At 70.9% G+C, this 23,519-nt stretch carries 26 protein-coding genes, 2 tRNA genes and 1 other RNA gene; 16 read left to right on the top strand and 13 right to left on the bottom strand.

Features of this window, described 5'->3' with window-relative positions:
- Positions 1 to 7 precede the first annotated feature (7 nt).
- Positions 8 to 787, bottom strand: coding sequence for an MBL fold metallo-hydrolase (locus Microterr_RS08145; RefSeq protein ID WP_263798465.1), 780 nt, complete (start codon positions 785 to 787; stop codon positions 8 to 10).
- Positions 788 to 859: 72 nt separating this feature from the next.
- On the opposite strand from Microterr_RS08145, the gene ku reads away from it, so the two are divergent.
- Positions 860 to 1,744 carry a non-homologous end joining protein Ku gene (gene ku / locus Microterr_RS08140; RefSeq protein WP_263798466.1) on the top strand — a complete coding sequence of 295 codons (885 nt, stop codon included), beginning with the start codon at positions 860 to 862 and terminating at the stop codon, positions 1,742 to 1,744.
- Here ku and Microterr_RS08135 read toward each other — a convergent pair.
- Entirely contained in the window at positions 1,741 to 2,526 is a 786-nt protein-coding gene (locus Microterr_RS08135) for a DedA family protein (protein WP_263798467.1), read from the bottom strand. The two genes, ku and Microterr_RS08135, sit on opposite strands and share 4 nt — an antisense overlap.
- A gap of 45 nt (positions 2,527 to 2,571) precedes the next feature.
- Positions 2,572 to 2,653, bottom strand: a tRNA-Leu gene (locus Microterr_RS08130).
- 120 nt (positions 2,654 to 2,773) lie between these two features.
- Here Microterr_RS08130 and Microterr_RS08125 point away from each other — a divergent pair.
- Genes Microterr_RS08125 through Microterr_RS08095 form a run of 7 tightly spaced genes read left to right on the top strand, consistent with a single transcriptional unit; the run spans position 2,774 to position 7,195 of the window.
- Positions 2,774 to 3,946 (top strand): TadA family conjugal transfer-associated ATPase, encoded by a 1,173-nt coding sequence (locus Microterr_RS08125; RefSeq protein ID WP_263798468.1) that lies wholly within the window; start codon positions 2,774 to 2,776, stop codon positions 3,944 to 3,946.
- On the top strand, positions 3,943 to 4,797 hold the full coding sequence (locus Microterr_RS08120; RefSeq protein ID WP_263798469.1) for a type II secretion system F family protein: 855 nt from the start codon (positions 3,943 to 3,945) through the stop codon (positions 4,795 to 4,797). Before Microterr_RS08125 ends, Microterr_RS08120 begins: the two co-directional genes overlap by 4 nt.
- Positions 4,794 to 5,705 carry a type II secretion system F family protein gene (locus Microterr_RS08115; protein ID WP_263798470.1) on the top strand — a complete coding sequence of 304 codons (912 nt, stop codon included), beginning with the start codon at positions 4,794 to 4,796 and terminating at the stop codon, positions 5,703 to 5,705. The genes Microterr_RS08120 and Microterr_RS08115 overlap by 4 nt, the downstream gene beginning before the upstream one ends.
- A gap of 35 nt (positions 5,706 to 5,740) precedes the next feature.
- Entirely contained in the window at positions 5,741 to 5,935 is a 195-nt protein-coding gene (locus Microterr_RS08110; protein ID WP_263798801.1) for a hypothetical protein, read from the top strand.
- 3 nt (positions 5,936 to 5,938) lie between these two features.
- Entirely contained in the window at positions 5,939 to 6,340 is a 402-nt protein-coding gene (locus Microterr_RS08105) for a TadE/TadG family type IV pilus assembly protein (RefSeq protein ID WP_263798471.1), read from the top strand.
- Positions 6,315 to 6,791 (top strand): TadE family protein, encoded by a 477-nt coding sequence (locus tag Microterr_RS08100; protein ID WP_263798472.1) that lies wholly within the window; start codon positions 6,315 to 6,317, stop codon positions 6,789 to 6,791. Before Microterr_RS08105 ends, Microterr_RS08100 begins: the two co-directional genes overlap by 26 nt.
- Complete coding sequence (locus tag Microterr_RS08095) at positions 6,788 to 7,195, top strand: pilus assembly protein TadG-related protein (RefSeq protein ID WP_263798473.1); 408 nt, start codon at positions 6,788 to 6,790, stop codon at positions 7,193 to 7,195. The genes Microterr_RS08100 and Microterr_RS08095 overlap by 4 nt, the downstream gene beginning before the upstream one ends.
- A 19-nt stretch (positions 7,196 to 7,214) precedes the next feature.
- On the opposite strand, the gene Microterr_RS08090 is transcribed toward Microterr_RS08095, so the two are convergent.
- Positions 7,215 to 8,450 carry an MFS transporter gene (locus tag Microterr_RS08090; protein ID WP_263798802.1) on the bottom strand — a complete coding sequence of 412 codons (1,236 nt, stop codon included), beginning with the start codon at positions 8,448 to 8,450 and terminating at the stop codon, positions 7,215 to 7,217.
- Positions 8,451 to 8,532: 82 nt separating this feature from the next.
- Here Microterr_RS08090 and prfB point away from each other — a divergent pair, with 82 nt between their 5' ends.
- The 4 genes from prfB (at position 8,533) to smpB (ending at position 12,211) form a co-directional block, all read left to right on the top strand.
- Positions 8,533 to 9,642 (top strand): peptide chain release factor 2, encoded by a 1,110-nt coding sequence (prfB, locus tag Microterr_RS08085; RefSeq protein ID WP_263798474.1) that lies wholly within the window; start codon positions 8,533 to 8,535, stop codon positions 9,640 to 9,642.
- Between the two features lie 75 nt (positions 9,643 to 9,717).
- Complete coding sequence (ftsE, locus tag Microterr_RS08080; protein ID WP_263798475.1) at positions 9,718 to 10,767, top strand: cell division ATP-binding protein FtsE; 1,050 nt, start codon at positions 9,718 to 9,720, stop codon at positions 10,765 to 10,767.
- Positions 10,764 to 11,678: a permease-like cell division protein FtsX gene (gene ftsX / locus Microterr_RS08075; RefSeq protein WP_263798476.1), complete on the top strand. Its 915-nt coding sequence runs from the start codon at positions 10,764 to 10,766 to the stop codon at positions 11,676 to 11,678. Before ftsE ends, ftsX begins: the two co-directional genes overlap by 4 nt.
- Before the next feature lie 56 nt (positions 11,679 to 11,734).
- Positions 11,735 to 12,211 carry an SsrA-binding protein SmpB gene (gene smpB / locus Microterr_RS08070; protein WP_263798477.1) on the top strand — a complete coding sequence of 159 codons (477 nt, stop codon included), beginning with the start codon at positions 11,735 to 11,737 and terminating at the stop codon, positions 12,209 to 12,211.
- Positions 12,212 to 12,217: 6 nt separating this feature from the next.
- On the opposite strand, the gene Microterr_RS08065 is transcribed toward smpB, so the two are convergent.
- Genes Microterr_RS08065 through Microterr_RS08050 form a run of 4 tightly spaced genes read right to left on the bottom strand, consistent with a single transcriptional unit; the run spans position 12,218 to position 16,411 of the window.
- Positions 12,218 to 12,883, bottom strand: coding sequence for an SIMPL domain-containing protein (locus Microterr_RS08065; RefSeq protein WP_263798478.1), 666 nt, complete (start codon positions 12,881 to 12,883; stop codon positions 12,218 to 12,220).
- A 39-nt stretch (positions 12,884 to 12,922) separates the two neighbouring features.
- Positions 12,923 to 14,377, bottom strand: coding sequence for an MFS transporter (locus Microterr_RS08060; protein WP_263798479.1), 1,455 nt, complete (start codon positions 14,375 to 14,377; stop codon positions 12,923 to 12,925).
- Positions 14,378 to 14,411: 34 nt separating this feature from the next.
- Positions 14,412 to 15,773: a M20/M25/M40 family metallo-hydrolase gene (locus Microterr_RS08055; RefSeq protein WP_263798480.1), complete on the bottom strand. Its 1,362-nt coding sequence runs from the start codon at positions 15,771 to 15,773 to the stop codon at positions 14,412 to 14,414.
- An 8-nt stretch (positions 15,774 to 15,781) separates the two neighbouring features.
- Positions 15,782 to 16,411 carry a hypothetical protein gene (locus Microterr_RS08050; RefSeq protein WP_263798481.1) on the bottom strand — a complete coding sequence of 210 codons (630 nt, stop codon included), beginning with the start codon at positions 16,409 to 16,411 and terminating at the stop codon, positions 15,782 to 15,784.
- A 149-nt stretch (positions 16,412 to 16,560) separates the two neighbouring features.
- Here Microterr_RS08050 and ssrA point away from each other — a divergent pair.
- Positions 16,561 to 16,929: a transfer-messenger RNA gene (ssrA, locus tag Microterr_RS08045) on the top strand.
- 73 nt (positions 16,930 to 17,002) lie between these two features.
- On the opposite strand, the gene Microterr_RS08040 is transcribed toward ssrA, so the two are convergent.
- Positions 17,003 to 18,325 carry a flavin monoamine oxidase family protein gene (locus tag Microterr_RS08040; protein ID WP_263798482.1) on the bottom strand — a complete coding sequence of 441 codons (1,323 nt, stop codon included), beginning with the start codon at positions 18,323 to 18,325 and terminating at the stop codon, positions 17,003 to 17,005.
- A gap of 128 nt (positions 18,326 to 18,453) precedes the next feature.
- Here Microterr_RS08040 and Microterr_RS08035 point away from each other — a divergent pair, with 128 nt between their 5' ends.
- Positions 18,454 to 18,798, top strand: a complete 345-nt coding sequence (locus Microterr_RS08035) for a YciI family protein (protein WP_263798483.1) — start codon at positions 18,454 to 18,456, stop codon at positions 18,796 to 18,798.
- Positions 18,799 to 18,878: 80 nt separating this feature from the next.
- The gene (locus tag Microterr_RS08030; RefSeq protein WP_263798484.1) at positions 18,879 to 19,883 is read left to right on the top strand and encodes an epimerase; all 1,005 of its coding nucleotides are present in this window, start codon (positions 18,879 to 18,881) and stop codon (positions 19,881 to 19,883) included.
- 16 nt (positions 19,884 to 19,899) lie between these two features.
- Here Microterr_RS08030 and Microterr_RS08025 read toward each other — a convergent pair whose 3' ends face one another.
- Entirely contained in the window at positions 19,900 to 20,490 is a 591-nt protein-coding gene (locus tag Microterr_RS08025; protein ID WP_263798485.1) for a hypothetical protein, read from the bottom strand.
- Positions 20,487 to 21,347 (bottom strand): inositol monophosphatase family protein, encoded by an 861-nt coding sequence (locus Microterr_RS08020; protein WP_263798486.1) that lies wholly within the window; start codon positions 21,345 to 21,347, stop codon positions 20,487 to 20,489. The genes Microterr_RS08025 and Microterr_RS08020 overlap by 4 nt, the downstream gene beginning before the upstream one ends.
- A 95-nt stretch (positions 21,348 to 21,442) precedes the next feature.
- On the opposite strand from Microterr_RS08020, the gene Microterr_RS08015 reads away from it, so the two are divergent.
- Positions 21,443 to 21,515, top strand: a tRNA-Lys gene (locus Microterr_RS08015).
- 325 nt (positions 21,516 to 21,840) lie between these two features.
- Here the strand turns inward: Microterr_RS08015 and Microterr_RS08010 are convergent.
- Together Microterr_RS08010 and Microterr_RS08005 are read right to left on the bottom strand one after the other, a co-directional pair.
- Entirely contained in the window at positions 21,841 to 23,067 is a 1,227-nt protein-coding gene (locus Microterr_RS08010; protein ID WP_263798487.1) for an MFS transporter, read from the bottom strand.
- The gene (locus Microterr_RS08005; protein ID WP_263798488.1) at positions 23,064 to 23,498 is read right to left on the bottom strand and encodes a MarR family winged helix-turn-helix transcriptional regulator; all 435 of its coding nucleotides are present in this window, start codon (positions 23,496 to 23,498) and stop codon (positions 23,064 to 23,066) included. Before Microterr_RS08005 ends, Microterr_RS08010 begins: the two co-directional genes overlap by 4 nt.
- Between the last annotated feature and the right edge of the window lie 21 nt (positions 23,499 to 23,519).

Raw genomic sequence — 23,519 nt, 5'->3', positions numbered from 1 at the left:
AACGCCGTCAGAGGTCGACCGGCACTCCGTCGGGCAGCCAGCGGACGCGCTCGCGCACAGCCTGGGGCGCCGCGCGAACGGCGGCGCGCACGCCCTCCTCGCCATCGCGGAAGTGCGACCAGCCGTCGTAGTGCGCGGCGACAGCGACGCGCGGCGCGAGCACGTCGAGGAGCGACACCGCCTCGGCGCCCGTCATCGTGAAGCGCACCGGACCGGTGAGGCCGAATCGGACCCCGCCGGCGTTCACGATCGCGACATCGACGTCCATCTCGGCCGCCGCCGTCCTCAGCGCGGGGTGGGGCACGGTGTCGCCGGACACCCAGAGAGCGACCCGGCTCTCGCCGGCCCGGCGTACGGCGAAGCCGATCACGTCGCCCACGATCGGCTTGAGGAGGGTCGGGCCATGCCGGGCAGGCGTCGCCGTGATCTCGAGCGCCGGCCGGTCATCCGCCTCCAGCCGCACGGTCTGCCCGATGTCGAGGCCGTGCGTGTGGGGCAGTGCGAGACGGCGCGCGCCGCTCGTCGTGGTCACGACGTGCCCGGCGGACGGCAGCATCGCACGGCCCGCGTCGTCGAGGTTGTCGGCATGGTGGTCGTGGCTCACGAGCATCACGTCGATCGGCCCGAGCTCGTCCGCGGGAATCGCAGGGCCGAGGGTCTTGACGCTCGACGTGCTGGCCGCGAACGCGTACCGGCGGCCGGGCGGGTCGAAGGTCGGATCGATCAGCACGCGCCAGCCGTCGAACTCGGCGAGCACGGTCGGGCCGCCGATCCTCGTCAGGCGCATGCTCGTCCCGTTCCGGAGAGGGTCATGTCCAGACTCTAGCCGTGGCGGGTGTGACTGGTGTGTACTGATGGGATGAGGTCGATCTGGAAGGGCGCGCTCACCTTCGGTCTGGTGAATGTGCCGGTCAAGGTGTACTCGGCGACCGAGGATCACGACGTGCCGCTGCACCAGGTGCACAACGAGGACGGCGGCCGTATCCGCTACCAGCGCAAGTGCGAGGTGTGCGGCAAGGTCGTCGCCTATCAGGACATCGACAAGGCCTACGACGACGGGGACCGCACCGTGGTGCTGACGCCGGAGGATCTCGCGTCGCTGCCCGCCGAGCGCAGCCGCGAGATCGAGGTCGTCGAGTTCGTGCCGAGCGATCAGGTGGATCTGCTGACGCTCGACAAGGCCTACTACCTCGAGCCCGACTCCTCCTCGCCGAAGGCGTACGTGCTGCTGCGCAGGACGCTCGAGCAGACCGACCGCACCGCGATCGTGCGGTTCTCGCTGCGGCAGAAGACGCGCCTGGCCGCCCTGCGCGTGCGCGACGACGTGCTCGTGCTGCAGACGCTGCTGTGGGCCGACGAGGTGCGGGAGGCGGCGTTCGCGTCGCTCGACGAGCCGGTCAAGATCTCGGCGAAGGAGCTGGAGCTGTCCGCCTCGCTCGTGGACAGCTTCTCGGGCGACTTCGATCCGTCCCAGTTCGGCGACGCGTATCAGCAGGAGCTGCGCACCCTCATCGAGGCGAAGCTCGAGAAGGGCGATGCGCTCGACACCGCCGAGACTTTCGGCGAGAAGGAGGAGGCCGAGTCGGGCGGCGAGGTCATCGACCTGATGGAGGCTCTGCGCGCGAGTGTGGAGCGCTCCCGCGCCGCACGCGGCGGCTCGACGGACAAGGCCGACGCGTCAGCATCCTCCGGCAAGAAGAAGGCCGCGGCGAAGAAGCCCGCAGCCAAGAAGAAGTCGGCCTAGCGCCGAGGGGCGTCGCCGTCGCCGAGCTCGGGTCCGCGGTCGAACACCTCGGGGTCGAGCACGAGCGCCTCTGCCTCCGCCTCGTCGGTCACGACGTCTTCGCCCGCAGCGGCGGCCTTCTTGGCCGTGTGGCGCTCGGAGAAGTAGTGCCACAGCGTCACGAGGGCGGTGCCGCCGACGGCGGCGAGCAGGATGAGGTCGATGTAGTTCTCGACGAAATCGGCGACCGGCGGGATGAAGCCGATGAGGTAGCCGAACATCGTGAGCCCGAAGCCCCAGAGGATCGCGCCGATGAGGTTGTAGAGCGTGTACATCCACTTGTTCATGTGGCCGACGCCCGCGGCGACGGGCGCGAAGGTGCGCACGATCGGCACGAAGCGCGCCATGATCACGGTGAGCCCGCCGTACCGCTCGAAGAAGGCGTTTGTGCGCTCGACGTTCTTGACGCTGAAGAGGCCGGATTCCTTGCGCTCGAACACGGCGGGGCCGCCCTTGTGGCCGATGTAGTACCCGACTTCTCCGCCGATGAAGGCGGAGAGCCCGATGAACAGGGCCACCCACCACACGCTCATGCCGAACACGCCGTTGGGCGCGTAGTCCTGGGGGTGCGACAGCAGCCCGGAGATCACCAGGAGCGTGTCGCCGGGGAGCAGGAAGCCGATCAGCAGACCCGTCTCGGCGAACACGATGAAGCAGACCACGACGAGCGCCCACGGGCCGGCCCATTCGATGATGGCGGCCGGATCCAGCCAGGGGATCAGAGCGGAGGGAACTGCGTGCACGATGGGTTTCCCGTCGTCAGTCGGCGGAGGGTGCGAGAGATCGCGTGCGGAAGGGGGGACTTGAACCCCCACGCCCGAAGGCACAGGAACCTAAATCCTGCGTGTCTGCCAATTCCACCACTCCCGCGGGTGGATCAAGTCTACTGAGCGCGCTGGACATCACCTGTGGGGGACAGCCCCCGTTTCGCACGTGGGTTTCCTGTGGATAACTTCGGCGGCCCGCGCAGGTCCTTGTCAGGATGGCGCGGTGAGCTTCGCCCCCTCCGTGTCATCTGCCGCAGGCGCTGTCGCGCCCGCCGCGGCAGTGGCCGAGCGCGTGCGCGACCGGCTCCGCGACGAGCGCATCGACCCAGCCCGCGAGCCGGAGCGCGCGGCGCAGCTGGCACGGGCCGAGGTGCGCCGCCACAACGATTTCGCCCTCGCTCGCGGGCTCGCCGTCGTCGAGGACGAGGCGGCGTGCGTGCGCGACGTGCTGGCCACCGTGTCGGGGTACGGGCCGCTGCAGCGGTACATCGACGACCCGACCGTCGAAGAACTGTGGATCAACGCGCCCGATCGCATCTTCATCGCCCGCGACGGCATCGCCGAGCGCCTGCCGCTGAGCCTCAGCGAGTCGGCGGTGCGTGACCTCGTCGAGCGGATGCTGCACGCCACCGGCCGGCGGGTCGACCTCAGCCAGCCGTTCGTGGACGCGTCGCTGCCCGACGGCTCCCGGCTCCACGTGGTCATCCCGGACATCACCCGCCGGCACTGGTCCGTGAACCTCCGGAAGTTCCTCCCCGCCTACCGCGACCTCGACCGACTCGTCGCAGCCGAGGCGATCACGCCGTCGGGCGCGCGGATGCTGCGCGGGGCGATGGCGCGGGGCAGCAGCATCCTCGTGTCCGGAGCGACGCACGCGGGCAAGACGACGCTGCTCGGCGCGCTGATCGCGGCCTGCCCGCCGGAGCATCGCATCGTGACCGTGGAGGAGACCTTCGAGCTCTCCGTCGACCGTCCCGACATCGCCGCGCTGCAGGGGCGTCAGCCGAGCCTCGAGGGCACGGGGGAGGTGTCGCTGCGGCGCCTGGTGAAGGAGGCGCTGCGCATGCGGCCCGACCGGCTGGTGATCGGCGAGGTGCGCGACGCCGAGGCGCTCGACCTCCTGCTGGCGCTCAACACCGGTGTGCCCGGTGCGGCGACGATCCACGCGAACTCCGCCCGCGAGGCGCTGGCGAAGCTCGCCGCGCTGCCGCTGCTGGCGGGGCGCAACATCGACGGCGCCTTCGTGCTGCCGACGGTGGCATCGTGCGTCGACCTCGTCGTGCACTGCGAGAAGGACGAGTCGGGACGGCGGAGGGTGGCGGAGATCGTCGAGCCGACCGGCGTGGAGGGCGGGGCCGTCGTCGCGCGGACGGTGTACCGGTCGGAACCCCGATGACGTTCCTCTGGGGTGCGATGCTGGCGGCCGGTGTGCTGCTGACCATCTCGCCCTGGGTCTGGCCGAAGCGACGGCGTGCTCGCACGGTGACGGTCGGGCGGACCGCTCGACTGCTTGACGGTGCGGGCTTCGCGCGCACGTCGCCGTTCGTCGTCGTGGCGGCGTGCGCGGGCTGCGCGGTCCTCTCGGCGGCCGTGGCATGGATCGTCGCACCGGTGCCGATCCTCGCGGCACTGGCGGCGCTCGCGGGCGGCTCGTCGCCGGTCGTCTGGCTGCGTGCCCGCCGTGCCCGCCTGCGTCGCACCCGGCGCGGGCTGTGGCCCGATGTGTGCGACCTCCTCATCGCGTCGGTGCGGGCGGGGCTCGCGCTTCCCGACGCCGTCGCGAGCCTGTCGACCTCGGCACCTGAGCCGCTGCGGCCGGCCTTCGCCGCGTTCGCGCGCGATCTGGCGGCGTCCGGGCACTTCGACTCCAGCGTGTTGCGTCTGAAGGCGGCTCTCTCCGACCCCGTCGGCGACCGGATCATCGAGACCCTGCGGATGGCGCGTCAGGTCGGCGGCACCGAGCTCACGCCCGTGCTGCGCGCACTCGCGGCGTCGGTGCGGGCGGATGCGACCCTGCGGGCGGAGGTCGAGTCGCGGCAGTCCTGGATCAGGGGCGCGGCAGTGCTCGGTGTCGCGGCGCCGTGGGGGATCCTCGCTCTGCTCGCACTCCGTCCGGAAGGCGCTCGTGCGTACGGAAGTCCGGAGGGCGTCGTCCTCATCGTGGCGAGCGCGCTCGTGTCGGTCCTCGCATACCGGCTGATGATCCGGATCGGACGCCTCTCCGAACCGCGGAGGTGGTTCGGGTGACGCCGCTGGCGCTGGCGATCGTGCTGGGCGGCGCGCTCGGGCTCGGCACGTGCCTGCTCGTCTCGCTCGCGCCGCGCTGGGGCGCCGTCTCGCTCGCCCGGCGGATAGCGCCGTACATCCGCGATGTCACCGACCCGCGCGGCACGACGCTCGAGGTCGCCGTTCCCGCCGTCGACGTCGGCTCGCTCTGGCATGATGCGCAGCGTCGCCTCGCCGGGTCTGGTTCCGACGGTGTGCAGCGCCGGCTCCGCCAGGCAGGTTGGCGGATGGATGCTGCCGCCTTCCGCGGCCGTCAGCTCGCGTGGGCGTTGATCGGCGTGGCCGCAGGGGGAGTCCTGATGGTGGTGCTCGCCCTCGCCGGCACGCTGAGTCCCGCCGGCGCGGTGATCCCTGTGGTGCTCGGGGCGATCGGGGCGCTCGGCTGCGACGTCCGGCTGACCGCGGCCGCGCGGGGACGCGTGACACGGGTTTCGGAGGAGCTGCCGACCGTGCTCGAGTTCCTCTCGCTCTGCCTGGCGGCCGGCGAGGGCATCCTCGACTCGCTGCGTCGGGTAGGCGAGGTCGGTGCGGGGGAGCTGACGGCCGGGATCCGGGTGCTGGTCCTGTCGGTCGGCACCGGCTCGTCGCTTCCGGATGCGCTGGGCGAGCTGTCCGGGCGCCTGCAGATCCCTGCGCTGACCCGCAGCGTCGACCAACTCGTCGCCGCGATCGACCGGGGCGCGCCGCTCGCGCAGGTGCTGCAGGCCCAGGCGCAGGACGCCCGAGAGGACGCGAAGCGCACCCTCATCGAGCAGGCGGGACGCAAGGAGATCTACATGCTGTTCCCGCTCGTCTTCCTCATCCTCCCGCTCAGCGTGCTCATCGCGGTGTTCCCGGGAGTCTTCATGCTGCGTCTCGGGATCGGCTGACCGATCCGGTCGGAAGGAGAATCACCATGTTCCACATGCATCTGGAGCGGCTGCGCCACCGCGCCCGCTTCGCTCTGCGCGACGCCGTCGAGGATGAACGCGGCGACGTCCCCGGCTGGGTGCTGATCACCCTCATGACCGCAGGGCTCGTCGTGCTGATCTGGGCGCTCGCCGGACCCGCGCTGGCGGGGCTGTTCGAGCAGGCGATCGAGCGGGTCTCGGGGCTGTAGCGCGTGGCCGCGCGGCGATCGGTCGCGGCGCCCGCCGACGATCGCGGTTCCAGCCCCGTCGAGTTCGTGCTCGTCGGAGCACTCCTGACCGTGCTGACCCTCGCCGTGCTGCAGTTCGGGCTCGCCGTCTACATCCGCAACGTGGTGCACGACGCCGCGGTCGAGGGCGCGTACCACGCCGCCCTCGCCGATACGAGCCTCGCGGAGGGCGCTGCCCGCACCACCCGGATCATCGCGCGCACGGTCGGCGACGAGTACGCGACGGCGGTGTCCGTGCGGGAGCGCGACCTCGGCGGGCCCGCGGTGGAGGTCACCGTCCGGGCCACGCTCCCGCTGGTCGGCCTGCTCGGCGCCGCCGGGATGCTGGAGGTGAGCGCGCATGCACCGCTCGAGTCGCTGGACTGAACCGCCGGCCGCCGCTGCGGGCGATGCCGGGTCCGCCGCGCTCGAGTTCATCCTCGTCGGCCTGGTGCTGCTGGTGCCACTGGTCTACCTGGTCGTGGCACTCGGCCAGATCCAGGGCCAGTCGATGGGCGCCGGTGCCGCCGCGCGCCACATCGCTCGGGCGGTCGCGACCTCCGCCGATGAGGGCGAGGCAGCGGAACGCGCCGACCGCGTGCTCGGCGCGATCGTCGACGGCTACGGCATCGACCCCGACGAGGTGGAGGTCTCCCTGCGCTGTCGACCGGCAGCCGGCGGGTGCCCGCAGGCGGGCGCGACGCTCATCGTGACGGTGGCGACCCGGGTGCGCCTGCCGCTCGCGCCCGAGTTCCTCGGCCTGGAGCGGCTCGCCAGCATCCCGATCGAGGCGACCTCGGCGCAGAAGATCTCACGCCTGTGGGGCACCGCACCATGAGACGCGACGACGACGGCAGCATCCTGCCCCTGACGCTCGCGTACGGCATCCTGGCGCTGGTGACGGTGCTGATCTGCGTCGACGCGACGAGCCTCTACCTCGCGCAGAAGCGACTGGACGGACTCGCGGATGCGGCCGCCCTCGCGGGTGCGGACGGCTTCACCCTCGTCGTGGAGGACGGCGAGGCGCGGGCGGCGCTCACCGACGCGGACGTCGCGGACGAGGCCGCCGCGCTGCTGGGCGCGGTGGCGGTCGATGTCGCGGTGGTCGCCGCATCCGCTCCGGACGGCCTGTCGGCACGGGTGACGGTCGCGACGCGCTGGACGCCGCCGATCCTCACACTGTTCGTGCCGGACGGCGTCGCGCTGGAGGCGACCGCCACCAGTCGCACGGCCCTGCGGTGACCTGGGTGGCGGGTGGCGCTCAGCGCGGAGCGCGCGGTGCGGCGTAGCGCGGCACGTAGCGGATGAACGCGCCGGCGCCGAGCAGGCCGATCACGCCCATCAGCCCGGTCGCGATCGACAGGGAGAACGCGGCGGCGATGCCCGCGACCAGCAGCGGGGCCACCGCGCCGCCGGCGTCGGTGAGGGTGCGCCAGGACCCGAGGAACGCCGCGGGCTCCGACTTCGGTGCGACATCCGCGCCGAGGGTGAGCAGGATGCCGCTCGAGAGCCCGTTGCCGACGCCGAGCACAGCGGCGAACATCGCGAACCAGAGCTCGTTGGTGGCGAGATCGTGCGTGAAGGCGAGAGCTATAAAGCCACCGCCCATCAGCAGCATCGCCGGGAGGGCGGCCCACAGGCGCCCGAACCGGTCCATGACCTGGCCGCTGGCGTAGAAGAGGGCGAAGTCGATGGCGCCCGAGATGCCCACGACGAGGGCGATGGTCTGGGCGTCGAGGCCGATCGACACGCCCCACAGGGGCAGCACCGCCTGGCGCGCCGAGCGGACGGCCGACAGGGTCGCGGCGGCGAGGCCGAGCCGTGCGAGCACGCTCCGGTAGCGCCACATCGTCACGAACACCCCGACGCGCTCCGACGTCGGGATCGACCCCGTGACCGCCTCGCCGGTGTCCTCCGCGATGGACGAGTCGCCCCGAGATCGCGTGATCTCGGCACCGGCCAGTTCGACTTCCGGGTCGGGGCCGAGGAGCACCAGCAGCACGGTGGCCACCAGGCAGACGCCGAAGAACCAGATGGCGGCGTGCTCGTCGCCGAAGATCGCGAGCAGCGCCGCCGCCACGAACGGGCCGACGAACATGCCGAGGCGGAAGCTGCCGCCCAGCAGCGACAGCGCCCGCGCGCGGAACGCCAGCGGCATCCGCGTGGTCATGAAGGAGTGCCGGGCGAGTCCGAACGCCGCGGCGCAGAACCCGATCAGGAACACGGACGCGGCGAACACCCCCAGCACGGGGGCCAGCGCCATCGCGACCACACCCACCAGGGACAGGCCACCCGCGAACGTCATCGTGAGCCGCTCGCCGATCCGCGCGACGGCCCAGCCGGCGGGGATGTTGCCGCACAGCTGCCCGACCACGAGAGCGGCGGCGACGAGCGCCGCGGCAGGCACATCGGCGCCCAGCTCGGCGGCGATCACCGGGATCAGCGGCACGATCGCGCCCTCGCCGAGCGCGAAGAGCACGGTCGGCCCGTAGATCATCGGCCCGAAGCGCACCAGCACCGTGCGGACGCTGAGCGGCTCCTCACGGTTGGTCACCGCATCCACGTTAGTCTGGAGTGTCATGCTCGAACTCGATCTCTCCGCCGACATCCAGGCCCTGCGCTCCACCTTCGCCGATATCCAGGCCGTGGTCGACGTCAGTGCACTCCAGAGCGAGATCGCGCGCCTGTCCGAAGAGGCCGGCGCCCCCGACCTGTGGGACGACGTCGAGAAGGCGCAGAAGGTGACGAGCGCGCTCAGCCACCGCCAGGCCGACCTCAAGCGCGTCACCGACATCGAGCGCCGCCTCGACGATCTCGAGGTGCTCGTCGAGCTCGCGAACGAGATGGAGGACGACGACTCGGCCGAAGAGGCCAAGCGCGAACTCGCCGCCCTCGAGACCGCGATCGGCCAGCTCGAGGTGCAGACGCTGCTCGACGGCGAGTACGACGAGCGCGCCGCCGTCGTCACGATCCGCTCCGGTGCGGGCGGCGACGACGCCACCGACTTCGCCGAGATGCTCATGCGCATGTACCTGCGCTGGGCAGAGCGTCACAAGTACCCCGTCAAGGTCATGGACACGTCCTACGCCGAGGGCGCGGGCATCAAGTCGGCGACCTTCGAGATCGACGCGCCGTACGCCTACGGCACGCTGTCCGTCGAGGCCGGCACCCACCGCCTGGCCCGCATCAGCCCGTTCGGCTCCGCCGACAAGCGCCAGACCAGCTTCGCTGCCGTCGAGGTCATCCCGGTGATGGAGGAGGCGCAGGAGGTCGAGGTGCCCGAGGGCGACATCCGCGTCGACGTCTTCCGCTCGTCCGGCCCCGGCGGCCAGTCGGTCAACACCACCGATTCCGCCGTGCGCATCACGCACCTCCCCACCGGCATCGTCGTGTCGATGCAGAACGAGAAGTCGCAGATCCAGAACCGCGCCGCCGCCATGCGCGTGCTGCAGACGCGCCTGATGCTGCTCCAGAAGGAGCAGGAGGCGGCCACCAAGAAAGAGCTCGCCGGCGTCATCACGGCGAGCTGGGGCGACCAGATGCGCTCCTACTTCCTGTACGGCCAGCAGCTCGTCAAGGATCTGCGCACCGGCTACGAGGTCGGCAACCCCTCCTCGGTGTTCGACGGCGACCTCGACGGCCTCATCTCGGCGGGCATCCGCTGGCGCAAGCGCAAGATCGAGGACTGACCCGCGACCGGATGCTGTCGCACCGGGGGTGTCGCACCGCACCGTGAGCGCGGTCGCGCTTAGGCTCGTCAGGCCATGATCCGCTTCGAGAACGTCACGAAGAACTTCCGCGGCACCGCCAAACCCGCCCTCGACAAGGTGGATTTCGAAGTGCTCCGCGGCGAATTCGTCTTCCTGGTCGGCGCGTCCGGGTCCGGCAAGTCGTCCTGTCTGCGCCTGATCCTGCGTGAGGAGCGGCCGACCGACGGCCGCGTCGTCGTGCTCGGCCGCGACCTGCGGACGCTCTCGAACCGCAAGGTGCCGTACTTCCGCCGCCACGTCGGCGCGGTGTTCCAGGACTTCCGGCTCCTGCCGGGCAAGACCGTCTTCCAGAACGTCGCCTTCACGCTCCAGGTGATCGGCTCGTCCCGCGCCTTCATCCAGCAGGCGGTGCCGGAGGTGCTGGCCCTCGTCGGCCTCGACGGCAAGGGCAAGCGCTTCCCGCACGAACTGTCCGGCGGCGAGCAGCAGCGGGTCGCGATCGCCCGCGCGCTGGTCAACCGTCCGCAGGTCCTGCTGGCCGATGAGCCCACCGGAAACCTCGACCCGGCGACCTCGGTCGACATCATGCAGCTGCTGGCGCGCATCAACGCCGGCGGCACGACGGTCGTGATGGCCACGCACGAAGCCGGATTCGTCGACCAGATGCAGCGCCGCGTCATCGAGCTGCGCGACGGCCAGATGGTGCGCGACGAGCGGCACGGCGGGTACGGCGACATCTCCGCGATCCCGTCGCTCGCCCCCGAGCCGGTCCGCGGCGCCGCAGCCGTCGCCGCGCTCACCGCGGTGCTCGAGGTGCAGCGCGAGGTCGCCCTCGCCGATGCCGCCCCGCTCGCCGAGGCGCCGGATGCGGCTCCGGCCGCGCCGGCGGCTCCCTCCGGCCCGGCAGTGGGCCCCGCCCCCGCGGTGATCCCGGCCAAGCCCGACATCCCCGCCGAAGAGGCGGCGGCAGCATCCGCTCCCCGGCAGACCTCGCCCATCCCGATCATCGACATCGCGGAGGTGGACGTCGACGAGCTGGGGCTCGCAGATCGGCTGGGCCTCGGCGAAGAGGATCCGGACGACCGCGTGGGGCCCACCTCATGAGGGCCGGGCTCGTCCTCTCGGAGGCCTTCACCGGACTGCGCCGCAACGCGTCCATGGTGATCTCGGTGGTGCTCGTCACCTTCGTCTCGCTGACGTTCGTCGGCGCCGCCATCCTGATGCAGATGCAGATCGGGCAGATGCGCGACTTCTGGACCGATCGCGCCCAGGTCGAGGTGTACATGTGCACCTCGGTGTCGCAGGTCGACACGTGCACGGGCGGCGTGGCCACGGACGAGCAGGTCGCGCAGGTGCAGGCGGAGCTCGACGGACCGGCGCTCGCGCCGCTCATCCGCGACTACGAGTTCCTGACGAACGAGCAGGCCTACGACGAGGCGCTCGAGCTGCTCGGCGAGGACTACAAGGACTTCATCACCCCCGACCAGATCAGCGCGACGTTCCGGATCAACCTGGTCGACCAGACGCAGTCCGACGTGTTCCGCGAGGCGTTCGGCGGCATGGAGGGCGTCGAGGAGGTGCAGGACCAGCTCGCCTACCTCGAGCCGATGTTCAACGCGCTGACCATCGCGACGTACGTCGCCGTCGGGATCGCCGGTCTCATGCTCATCGCCGCCGTCCTGCTCATCGCGACGACGATCCGCCTGTCGGCGTACGCGCGGCGTCGCGAGCTCGGCATCATGCGCCTGGTCGGGGCGTCCAACCGGTTCATCCAGACCCCGTTCATCCTCGAGGGCGTGTTCGCCGCGCTCATCGGGTCTGCCCTGGCGAGCGTCGCGATGTGGGCGCTGGTCGAATTCGGCGTCAACGGCTACCTGCGCGAGAGCGTCGGATTCATCGCGACGTGGGTGGGCACGGACGATCTGGTGATCGTGATCCCGGTCATCGTGGGCATCGGCGTGGTGCTCGCCGCCCTGTCGGCGAGCTTCGCGATCCGGCGGTGGCTGCGCGCCTGAGCCGGGCGCGCGTGAAGTAGGCTGGTGGGCTGTACATCAGCCAGGAGGAGTTCGTCATGCCCAGGGAACGCGGGGAGAAGGTCGTCGCGACCAATCGTCGCGCGCGCCATGAGTACAACATCGAGAAGACGTACGAGGCGGGCATCGTGCTCACCGGCACGGAGGTGAAGTCGCTGCGGGAAGGCCGCGCGAACATCTCCGACGGCTACGCGTACGTCAAGGGCGGCGAGGCGTTCCTCGACGCCGTGCACATCCCGGAGTACTCGCAGGGCACCTGGAACAACCACTCGTCCAAGCGCATCCGCAAGCTGCTGCTGCACAAGGACGAGATCGTGAAGCTCTCGCACGCCGTCTCGGCGGGCGGCTACACCCTCGTCCCGCTGAAGCTGTACTTCTCCGACGGGCGGGCCAAGGTCGAGATCGCGGTCGCCAAGGGCAAGCACGAGTGGGACAAGCGCCAGACGCTGCGCGAGCGGCAGGACAAGCGCGAGGCCGAGCGGGCCATGCGCAGCCGCAACCGCCTCGGCGACTAGAAGCGGTCAGCGCGCGCGGAAGCGCGCCTCGACAGCCGCGGTGACCTCGATGTCCTCCGGCTGGAACTCCATCACCGGTGCTCCGCCCGCCATCGCGTCAGCGGCGAACGCCTTCGCCATCCGCATCTCCGGAGCGGCCGCATCCGCGCGGGAGAGCAGACCCAGGTCGGCGATCTCGGTCGGCTCGACAGCCGCCAGGCCGATCGCCCCGGCGAAGGCGGTCGCCCGCGCGACGGCCACCTGCACGGCCTGCGCGGCGACCTCCGCCTCGATCCGCGCGGCGGTGTCGGGCGTGAGCCGCCAGAGCACGCCGTCGATCTGCACGCCCTCGCGCTCGGCCACATCGCTCAGCCACCACGACAGGGCGGCGAAGTCCGTGAAGGTCGCCGACACCTCGACGGAGGCGTAGTGGACCGGTGCCAGCCGCTTCCCGTCCTGGTTCCACGGGCGGTCGGCCCAGACCGAGACCCGCTGGCTCGACCAGTCCGCGAGCGCGCCCGCCTCCTCGCGGGCGGTGAGGTCTTCGCGCAGCGGCAGCGCGAGCACGGCGATCCGCTCCACGACGTCGCCGCGGTCGGGTCCCTCCGCGCGCACCGACAGGTGTGCGACGGCCTCCTCGGGGGCGACGAAGGCGCGGTGCTCGCCGCGGACGGTGATGGTCACTTCGCTCATCGGCACTCCCTCGCGTTCGACTGCGTCCCCGCCGCGACTCTAGCGAACAGGCTCGGCGGTGACGACGGCGCGGTCGGTGAACGCCTGCTTCGGCACGAACAGCAGCAGCACGGCGGCGACGAGCGCCGTCACCCCGCAGACCACCCAGACCGTGAGATAGCCGGTGAACGATCCGGCGGTGCCCCCTTCGGCCACGCCGACGCCCGTGGCGCCGTGGAAGAGCGCGATTCCGAACACGCACGAGGCGATCGCGCCGCCGACGGTCTTCACCGAGTTGGTGAGGCCCGTCGCGACGCCGGTCTGCGAGGGCGGGGCGGCGGATGCTGCGGCCGCCGGCAGGGCGGCGACCAGGGCGCCGGAGCCCAGCCCCACGATCACCATGTTGGAGATCACCTGGCCGTATGCGGCATGGAACGGGAGGAACAGCAGGAAGCCCACGCCGACGAGGACCGCGGCGCCGATGAGCGTGATCCGCGGCGTGAGCAGCCGGGCCAGCAGGGGGAACAGCAGCGCGCCCGCGATCATCGCGATGAGGTACACCCCGATGATCAGCGACGTCGCGAACCCGCTCGTGCCGAGGCCGTAGCCGTAGACCTCCGGATCGGTTCGGGCGAAGGTCGACAGGGGCGCCTGGGCGCCGAGGACGCTGACGCCGAAGAGGCCGGCGGTGAGGAAGACCGGGCCGAGGGCGGGGGAGCGGAACATCCGCACGTCGATGAGGGGGTCGTCGTGGCGCAGCTCCCAGAGCGCGAACGGCACGAGCAGGCCGACGCCGAGGGCGACGACCGCCCACGCCCATACGTCGCCGGGGCCGCTCAGGCGCAGCAGGCTCAGCCCGCCGGTGAAGGCGATCAGCGCGACCGAGAGGATGCTGAGGCCGACCAGGTCGAGCCGGCCGCCGGTGGATTCCGGCGACTCGGTCACGCCGAACAGGATGACGAAGAAGCACACGACCACCAGGAGCGCGGGCACGAGCAGCACAATCGTGAGCGGAAGGGTGTCGACCAGTGCGCCGCCGACGAGGGCGCCGGTGATCGCACCGGCCTCGAGCGCGGCGACGAGGAAGCCCGCTGCGCGTGCGGTGATCGTGGCGCGGCCGTCCATCCGCCGGGCGCGCGACCAGATCAGTGCGATCTCCAGCGGGAGCCAGACGACGTAGAACCCCTGGATCGCCCACGCGACCAGGAACAGCGCGAACGAGTCGGTGAAGGGCAGCGCGAGGGAGGCCAGGGCGGTCACGGCCGTCGAGATCACCAGCATCCGCTTGTGCCCGAACATGTCGCCGAGCTTGGCGAACGCGGGCACGACCAGTGCCGACAGCATGAGCTGCGTGCCCTCGAGCCAGTTGACGTCCGCGTCGTGGATGCCCAGATGCCGGGCGATGTCGGTGAGCATGGGCGTGTAGTAGCCCTGGATGACGCCGCTGGTGAACTCGACGAAAGCCAGGAACCCTACGACGCCTGCGAGCGTGCCGATGGAGACGCGCTGCGTCATCCGTGCTCCTTCGGGGGATGGGGGTCGGGTGCGATCACTGTAGCCGCTGCAGCAGCGACCGGTGGAACCGCTCGCCGCGCTCGAGCGCGGCGACCTCGACGCGCTCGTCGACGCCGTGGATCGACGCCCGCTGCGCCGCGCTCATCTCGAGCGGTGCGAAGCGGTAGACCGCCGGCGCGAAGCGGTGGAAGTGACGCGAATCGGTGGCCGCCATCATGACGTAGGGGATCGCGGCGGCGTCGGGGTGCGAGTCGGCGAGGGCCGCGGCCAGCAGGGCGAACTGCGGCGCGTCGACGGGCGACTCGGGGGAGGGCTCGTCACCCTCGAGCACCTCCACCTGGACGAGCGGATCGCCGATGCGGCGCGTCACCCTGCGGACCGTCCCAGCGATCGTCTCGCCGAGCGCGATCCGCAGGTTGATGGTGGCCGAGGCCTGCGACGGCAGCACGTTCGCGGCCGTGCCCCCCGACAGCATCGTGGCCGCCACCGTGGTCCTGACCAGTGCCGCGGGCTCGCCGCCCATGATCGCGAAGACCCGCCCGGTCAGGAACGGTGTGGCCGCCAGGATCCGGTACAGGAGTCTCGGTGCGCCGGAGGAGCGGCCGGCCAGCAGGCCGAGCATGCGTGAGATCGCCGCCGGCACGCGGGGACCGAAGGTCGTGGGGGTCAGGCGGTCGACGGCGCGCGCGACGCGTCCGACCGCGGTGGTCGCCGGCGGAGCCGACGCGTGGCCCCCGTCGCCTCGGGCGCTGAGCCGGAGGGTCAGGATGCCCTTCTCGCCCACGCCGATCATCGCCGCAGGACCGGTCACGAACGGGAGCGGAGCGTCGACCACCGCGCCGCCCTCGTCCACCACGACCCACGGCACGACCCCGCGGTCCCGCAGTGCGGTCGCGGTCGCCTGTGCGCTCGATCCGAACACCTCCTCGTCGCCGCCGAAGGACAGGTAGACGTCCTGGGCGGGAGCGAAGCCGGCGGCCAGCAGGTTCTCGACGGCCTCGAGCACGACGACCAGCGGTCCCTTGTCGTCGAGGGCGCCGCGGCCGTAGACCCAGCCGCCCGCGATCGTGCCGGCGAACGGCGGGTGCGTCCACGCGTCGCTCTCGTCGACCGGAACCACGTCGAAGTGCGCCATCAGCACCACCGGACGATCGGATGCTGCGCCCCGCCAGTGGTACAGCAGCCCGGCGGAGCCGTGCGTCTCGCGCGTCAGCTGCGCGTGGACCAGCGGGTACAGCTCGGGGAGCAGCGCCAGAAGCGCGTCGAACGGCTCGTCGCCGCGGATGTCGCGCTCAGCGGAGACCGTGGGCTGCTGGATGAGGCGCGAGAGCCTGTCCGCGATCCCGGGGCGTGCATCGGGCGCGGCAGCGGAAGGGAGGTCGGAGGGAACGGTCATGCGGCCATCTACTCGGCGGACGGCGACTGGATGTACGCGAGCAGCTCCTCGCTCGGCGCCCAGCGCACGTCGTACTGGGTGAACAGGTAGGCATCGCCGTCGGGGCCTGCGCTGGAGTCGTCGGAATAGACGTAGAGCACGCCCGCGCCTCCGTCGATGTGCTGATACCCGGCGTCCGCGAGCTCGGCGGCGGCCGCGTCGATCTGGTCGGTCGTGAACGGAGCCCAGGCGAGGTCGATGATGTTGTCGGTGGCCGCGTCGGGGTCGGCGCCCCACCGGCACGCGATCCAGCCATCGGGGGAGCCGCCGGGGAAGATCGCGAAGGGCTTCGGCCCGGATTCCTCGCCGGCGGTGTCCTTCACCGACCAGTCCTGATCGGCCATCATCGCGAGGAACTCGTCGGTCACGGTGTTCTGGCAGGTGCCCGCGATCTGCGGTTCCGGGCTCTCGGACTCCGAGGGGCTCGGCGACGCCGCCGGGGTGTCGCTCGGCGTGGGGCTCGGCGACGCGCTCTGAGAGCCGCTCGGCGATGGCGCGGCATCGGGTGTATCGGGGGCGGTGGCGACCACCGCGATCACGATGGCGATGACGAGTGCAGCGGCGGCACCGGCGATGATCCAGAGGGTCTTCGTACTCACTCCTCGACCCTAGTCATCCGGGGGCGCTCTGCCCGGCGAGGAATGGCCGGTGTCGGCAATCCGTTGTACTCTGGAATGCTCCGGAGGCGACAGCATCCGGATTTGGAAACTCCACAGTGTGACAACGGCCCTCTGCGAAGAGGACTCACGGGGATGATCGGTTTCGACATCGCCTGCGAATCTGCGAGAAGCGGGCCGAGGATGCAGGGTTATCTCGTAAACGACCTCTGCAAAAACATAATTGCCGATGCAAATCGCAATGAGTTCGCCCTCGCTGCATAAGCGAGCCTGAACTCCGTGAGACCGTAGGCGTTCCCGCTACGGACCCTCGCGTCATCTAGGGGACTTGCTGTGTGACGGCGTCTGGACGTCACATGGGACTCTTCCCAGGCTGGGCTCGTCGACTTAGGTGTCTGTGACAAAGGTCGGAGCCGAGTAGAACGTCTGCACAGACTGCGCCCGGAGAAGACGCAGTATCTCAGCGATGGACGGGGGTTCGATTCCCCCCATCTCCACAGCCGTTGTCACAGATGGAGAGCCCGGCTCCCGCGTCATCGCGCGGAAGCCGGGCTTTTTCCGTTAATGCCCGGATCAGGTCCAGAGCCGGTCGATCGCGATGGCGCGGCCGCGCACCCGCTCGGCCGCACGGTGACCCGACAGCATCGCCGCGGGCACGGTCGCCGGGTCGTCCGTCCAGGTCGCCTCGCCCGCGAGGTGCAGCACGCCGCCGAGGGGCGTGGCGAGGACGTCGTGGTCGTCGGTCGTCGAGCCCACGGTCATGTACGCGTACGAGCCATGGGCGTACGGGTCGTCCTGCCAGTGCGTGATCGTGACGTGCGTCGGCTGCTCGACCCGGTCGCCGTAGAGCCGGCGCAGCTGCCCGAGGACGGAGTCGACGACCGCCGCATCGTCCCAGTCCCTGATCGCCCTCGCCGCAGGCCCCGCCGCGAACGTGAGGAGCGTGGGCGTGCCGTGCAGGGCGGTGAGGTCGTACCAGGAGTGCCACCACACGCCTTCGGGGCCCAGCTGACGGATCGCGTAGACCCCGTCGTCCCAGAACTTCGTCGCGAACCGCAGGAACACCTTCTCGAACGCGTTCATGGTCAATCGACCGAGCGCCGTCGCCACAGGATCGGGCAGCGGCGGATCGATGACGAACGCGTCGGACTGGAGCACGCCGACGGGCACGGTGACGATGGCGTGATCGCCCGTGAACGCGCCGCGGTCGGTGGTGACCGTCACCCCGGCCGCGCCCCATGCGACGCGCGCGACCACGTGCTCGAGCCGGACGTCGAGGCCGTCGGACAGTCGTGCCGGCAGGCAGTCGTACCCCTCGGGGAAGACGACCTCATCGCCGTCGATCGAGTCGTCGTCGAGTCCGTGCGCGGCGAGGTCATCGATCCACGCGCCGTACTGCTCCTCCGAGCGATGCTGCATGTACTCGCGGACGCGCTCGGCCCGCGCCGCGTCCCACCCCTGCCGGTCGACGGCGTCGTCTGTGACATCGCGGTACGACGCGTCCGGAGCGGACTCCGCGACCACCCCGAGCAGGGTCGCGTCGACCGCGTGGATGTCGGCCACGAACGCCTGGGCATCAGCGTCGGAGAGGCGCCCGCCATCGAGCCCGTAGTAGGCGATCGGGCGGCTGTCGGGCTGGTAGCCGCCCACGGTGAACTCGACCGTGGGCATGCCGAAGGCCTGTGCGGCCGCGAAGACGGGGGAGTCGGTGATGCCGTGGATCCACGAGGCGCCCAGGTCGGTCACGAGCCCGTCTGCACGGTCGCTCCAGACGCGACCGCCCACGCGGTCGCGGGCTTCGAGCACGACGACCGTACGCCCCTCGCGCGCGAGGAGGCGCGCTGCCGTGAGCCCCGCCACCCCTGCGCCGACGACGATCGTGTCGAAGTCGCCCATCGCCGATCCTTTCCCGCGGGACGTGCCGCCCCATCCCTGATCCGACGCTATCGATCCTGTCGGCGCGCCGCGAGAGGATGGTCTTCCACGCCCGCGCCGTGTGGGCCGGCCGATGAGGGAGTCATCGCATGACGAAGTACCTGATCTCATTCCCGAGTGAAGCGATGGTGCTCGCGCCGGAGGACTTCGACGACGTCGTGCGCGAGTCGCACGCGGTGATCGAGGAGGCGAAGGCCGCGGGCGTCTATGTGTTCGGCGGCGGGATCAACGAGGACGTCCTCCCTGTCGTCGTCGCTGCCGACGGCACGGTCGCCGACGGCACCACCTACCCCGATGTGGCTGTGCCGAACGGCGGCTACACCGTCCTCGACCTGCCCTCGCGCGACGCGGCCGTGGAGTGGGCGGCGAAGATCGCCTCCGCCTGCCGGTGCGCCCAGGAGCTGCGGGAGTTCCAGTACGACCCGGAGTCCTGAGAACGAGCCCTGGGCGGGTCGGCGAACCTCCCCGACTCGCGATGAACTGAACACGTTCAAAAACGACTAGGCTCGGTCCCATGATCACGGATCGCCGACCTGTCGTCGTCCTCGCCGGCGCGAGCGGCTTCATCGGGGCGCACGTCGCCGAGGCGTTCGCCTCCGACGGCTGGGAGGTCGTGCGGATCGGACGCGAAGGGGCGGTCAGCTGGGGCGATCCCGCAGCGATCGCCGCCGTGGTCGACGGCGCCGACATCGTCGTCAACCTCGCGGGCAGATCGGTGAACTGCCGCTACACGGACCTCAACCGCGCTGAGATCCTCCGGTCGCGCGTCGCGACGACGCGCGCGCTGCACGAGGCGGTGGCGCGCGCTGCGCATCCGCCGCGCCTCTGGCTGAACGCCTCGACGGCGACGATCTACCGGCACGCGATGGACGGGCCGAACACCGAGACGGCCGGCGTGATCGGCGAGGGCTTCTCCGTCGATGTCGCGAAGGCCTGGGAGCGCGGGTTCTTCGCCGGTCACCTGCCCCGCACCCGGCGTGTGGCGCTGCGGATGGCGATCGTGCTCGGCGACGGACCGGCCACGCGACTGCTGTTCACCCTCGCCCGGACGGGGCTCGGCGGCCCGCAGATCGACGGGTGGGCGCCCGCGCACCGCCGCTACCGGGGCATCGGTCCCGACGCGTCGGGCAGCGAGCGCAGCCGCTGGTACCCGACGCGCGGCCGTCAGCGGTTCAGCTGGGTGCACATCGACGATGTCATCGGAGCGATCCGGTTCATCCGCGATCACCCCGAGATCTCCGGCCCGGTCAACGTCGCGAGCCCCCATCCGAGCGACAACCGCACGCTCATGCGCACGCTCCGCGACGTGGTCGGCGTGCCCATCGGCCTGTCGTCGTTCCGGTGGATGCTGGAGCCCGCCATGTGGGCGCTGCGCACCGAGCCCGAGCTCGTCCTGAAGAGCCGGTGGGTGCTCCCCGGCGTGCTGTCGGAGGCGGGCTTCGCGTTCGAGCGTCCCGACCTCCGGGAGGCTCTGGAAGACCTCACGCGGCGCGATCGCCGCGAGTCGGTCGCCCGCTGAGCCGCTTCGGGCCCACTCAGGCCTGTGGCCACTCCACGAGCAGGATGCTCTGCTTGGTGTCCGCGAACTTCACCCAGCCGTCGCCGAACAGGTACGTCCAGCCATAGCCCTCGTCGTCGGTGTAGATCGCCGTGTCGGCGCTCTCGGTGACGTAGATGCCCTCAGGGCTCTCCTCGCGCATCCAGCCGTCTGCGACGAGCTGCTCCTCGGCGGCGATCGCCTGATCCGGGGTGACCGGCGCCCATCCGAACATCTGGATGTGGTCGGTCGCGGCCTCGAGTTCGCCCCACTTGCACTGGATCCCGCCCTCGAGCTCGGTTCCGCCGAGGATGAACGGCTCGACCTGCGAGGTCCAGCCGAGCTCCTCGAAGTCTGCGACGGTCTCCGCGGGGATGATCGTCTCGCAGGTGGCGTCGTCGGCGGGCGGTGCCGCCTCCGACGAGGTCGGCGTCGGCGAGGGGGCGGGCGAGGTCGCGTTGCCCGATGGGACCGTCGACTCGGTCGGCGCGGCTTCGGTGGGCGATGCGGGGCTGCAGGCCGTTGTGGCGAGCGCTGCCGTCGCGGCGAGGACGAGTGCGATGCCGAGACGGGAGAGAGGGCGGGTCATTCAGCGTGCTCCGGGGGAGTCGTGGTCGAGGGGGGAGGGTGGAGCAGGTCGAGGAAGTCCTGGTGCAGCAGCCCATTCGTCGCCAGCGACGAGCGGTCCGAGATCGAGTCCTCGCCGTCGAACGACGTGAACCGGCCACCGGCTTCATGCAGGATCGGCACGAGCGCCGCGATGTCGTACTCCTTGACGCCGAACTCGGCGACGAACTCGAGACGCCCTTCGGCCAGCAGCATGTACGGCCAGGTGTCGCCATAGCCGCGGTCGCGCCAGACGGCATCGGTCAGGCGCAGCAGATGGTCGGTGTGGCCCGTCTCGCGCCACTGGCTCACGCTCTGGAAGCTCGCGCTGGCGTCGGCGACAGCATCCACCGTCGACACCTGCAGGCGACGCGGCGGGCCGGTCGGCGTGTTCGTCCATGAGCCGAGCGCGGACGCGCCCCACCAGCGCCGTCCGATGGCGGGCTGGCTCGCGACGCCGACGCGCGGCACGCCGTCGATCGCGAGGGCGATCAGGGTCGTCCACATCGGGATGCCCTTGAGATAGTTCGCGGTGCCGTCGATCGGATCGATGATCCACTGCCGGTGCGTCGAGCCCTGGGCGCCGAACTCCTCGCCGAACACGCCGTCGTCCGGGCGCTCGGTCTCGAGGATCGCCCTGATCGCGCGCTCCGTGGCCAGGTCGGCCTCGGTGACGTGCGTGGCATCCGCTTTCAGCTGGACGTCGAGGTCGGCGGCGTCGAACCGCGTCATCGACACCTCGTCGGCGGCGTCCGCCAGTCGGAGGGCCAGTTCGAGGTCGTCGGTGAGGTCTCCGTCGAACGGCGCATCGAAGCGTCGGGGCGGCGGGGGGAGGCTCACGAGACCAATCTAGATGGCGGAACTCGACCTCGATTTCCGAGTGACGCAATCGTGATGGTAATGTTGACCCTCGGTTCGCCTCGGCGGATCGGAACGCACCTCTAGCTCAATCGGCAGAGCAACTGACTCTTAATCAGTGGGTTCTGGGTTCAAGTCCCAGGGGGTGCACGGACAGCCCCGTGATCTCTCGCCAGATCGCGGGGCTTTCTGCTTTTCCGCGAGCGAGAGCGCGCTGCAGCGAGCGGGCAGAGGTTGGCCCGTCCAGTGCGTGATCCCCCCGGAATGCGCTGGACGGGCCCTGGGTCGACACCAGGTGTCCCGTGCAATCCCCCTGCACGGGCAAGAAGCTGGCGAGCGGACTCGCCTGTCACCCCCAAGTGGCGAGGTGTCCGTATCCGGTTGCCGGGCGGTGCACCTGCCGGGGTCAGGATACGCCGCTCACCGCCGGCTTGTCACCAATGGTTGCAATCGCATACATCTGCGCGGGATCGCGTCAGGCCGCGTCGCCGACCAGTACGGCGGCGGCCTCGTCCGCCGGCTGAAGCTCACGCGCGTCGACCGGTGCCAGCACCCTGCGGCCGAGCGCGATGATCACCGTGGCGATCAGCACGGATGCGGCGGCGCACAAATACGGGACGGCTGCACCGTACAGGTGCCAGAGGAGCGCGGCGAGCGGGGGAGCGGCGGCGCCGCCGAGGAACCGCACGGCCGAGTAAGACGACGACGCGACCGAGCGCGGCAGGTCGGTGGCCTCCATGACAGATTCGGTCAGCACCGTGTTGACGATGCCGAGCAGCATCCCGCCGATGACGATGCAGACGACGAGCCCGGCGGGACTGTCGACCATGAGCGCAGCGGCGAGCAGGTCGACGGCGAGCAGCGGCAGGATGAGCATCAGGACCGCGGTGCGGGGCATCCTGCGCGTCAGGATCGGCGCCACCCACACGCTGGTGATCGCCAGTGCGACGCCCCAGCCGAAGAACGTGAAGCCGATCCCCATCGCCCCGAAGCCCAGCGGGAAGGGCGAGAACGCGAGCAGCACGAAGAAGCCGATGTTGTAGAAGAGCGCGGCGGCGGCGAGCACGGCGAGCGCCGGACGTCCGAGTGCGCGGAAGGGCGCGGACAGGCGCACGGGCTCGCGCTTCTCGCCGGGGGTGCGCAAGAGCACCGCGATGGCGATGAAGGCGACCGCCATCAGGACCGCGACGCCGAAGAACGGACCCCGCCAGCTCACTTCGCCCAGCAGTCCGCCCAGGAGCGGTCCCACCGCGATGCCGATGCCGAGCGCCGCCTCGTAGAGGATGATCGCCGCTCCGCTGCCGCCCGACGCTGCGCCGACGATGGTCGCGAGGGCGGTGGAGATGAACAGGGCGTTGCCGAGGCCCCAGCCTGCCCGGAAGCCGATGACCGCGTCGACGCTGCCGCTGAGCGCGCAGGCCAGGGAGAACGCGATGATCAGGGTGAGGCCGATCAGAAGGGTCGCCTTCGCGCCGATGCGGCTGGAGATGTAGCTCGTGATGAGCATCGCGAGTCCGGTGACCAGCAGGTAGCTGGTGAACAGCAGCTCGGTCTCGACGGGGCTCGCCTGGAGCGACTCGGCGATGGCCGGGAGGATCGGGTCGACGAGCCCGATGCCCATGAAGGCGACGACGCAGGCGAACGCGACAGCCCACACCTGCATCGGCTGGCGCCAGATCGATGCGGTCGCAGCCCCGCTCATCGGGCCGCGCCCACGGGAACGGCCGTGCGTGCGGCGAGAAGCTCGGCGACGCGGGCGATGGCCGTCCAGTCGGACTCGTCGATGTCGGCGAGTCGTGCGCTCACCGTCTGGCCCAGCTGTGTGCGCCACTGCGTCAAGGCATCCGCGCCCTGGTCGGTGATCGAGACCACGGTAGCCCGGGAGTCCGCAGGATCGCCGGTGCGCTCGACCAGGCCGTTCTCGGTCAGACGCGTCACCAGCCTCGTCATGCCCGGCTGGGTCACGCGGCTCGCCGCAGCCAGCTCGCCCACGCGCAGCGGACCGTCGTGGCGGAGCAGGCTGAGCACCCGCCACTGGGCGGCGGGGGCGTCATTCCCGGTCTCGTGTGCCGCGATGCGGGTGAGCGCGTGCGCGGCGACGATGAGCTCCTCGATGCTTTCCGATCGATTCATGCCCCAAGCATATACCCGAGG

Origin of the sequence: Microbacterium terricola (assembly GCF_027943945.1) — a bacterium.
Lineage (GTDB): Bacteria > Actinomycetota > Actinomycetes > Actinomycetales > Microbacteriaceae > Microbacterium > Microbacterium terricola.
Note: the sequence above shows the minus strand (reverse complement) of the source record. Positions and strands in the feature narration are given on the sequence as shown.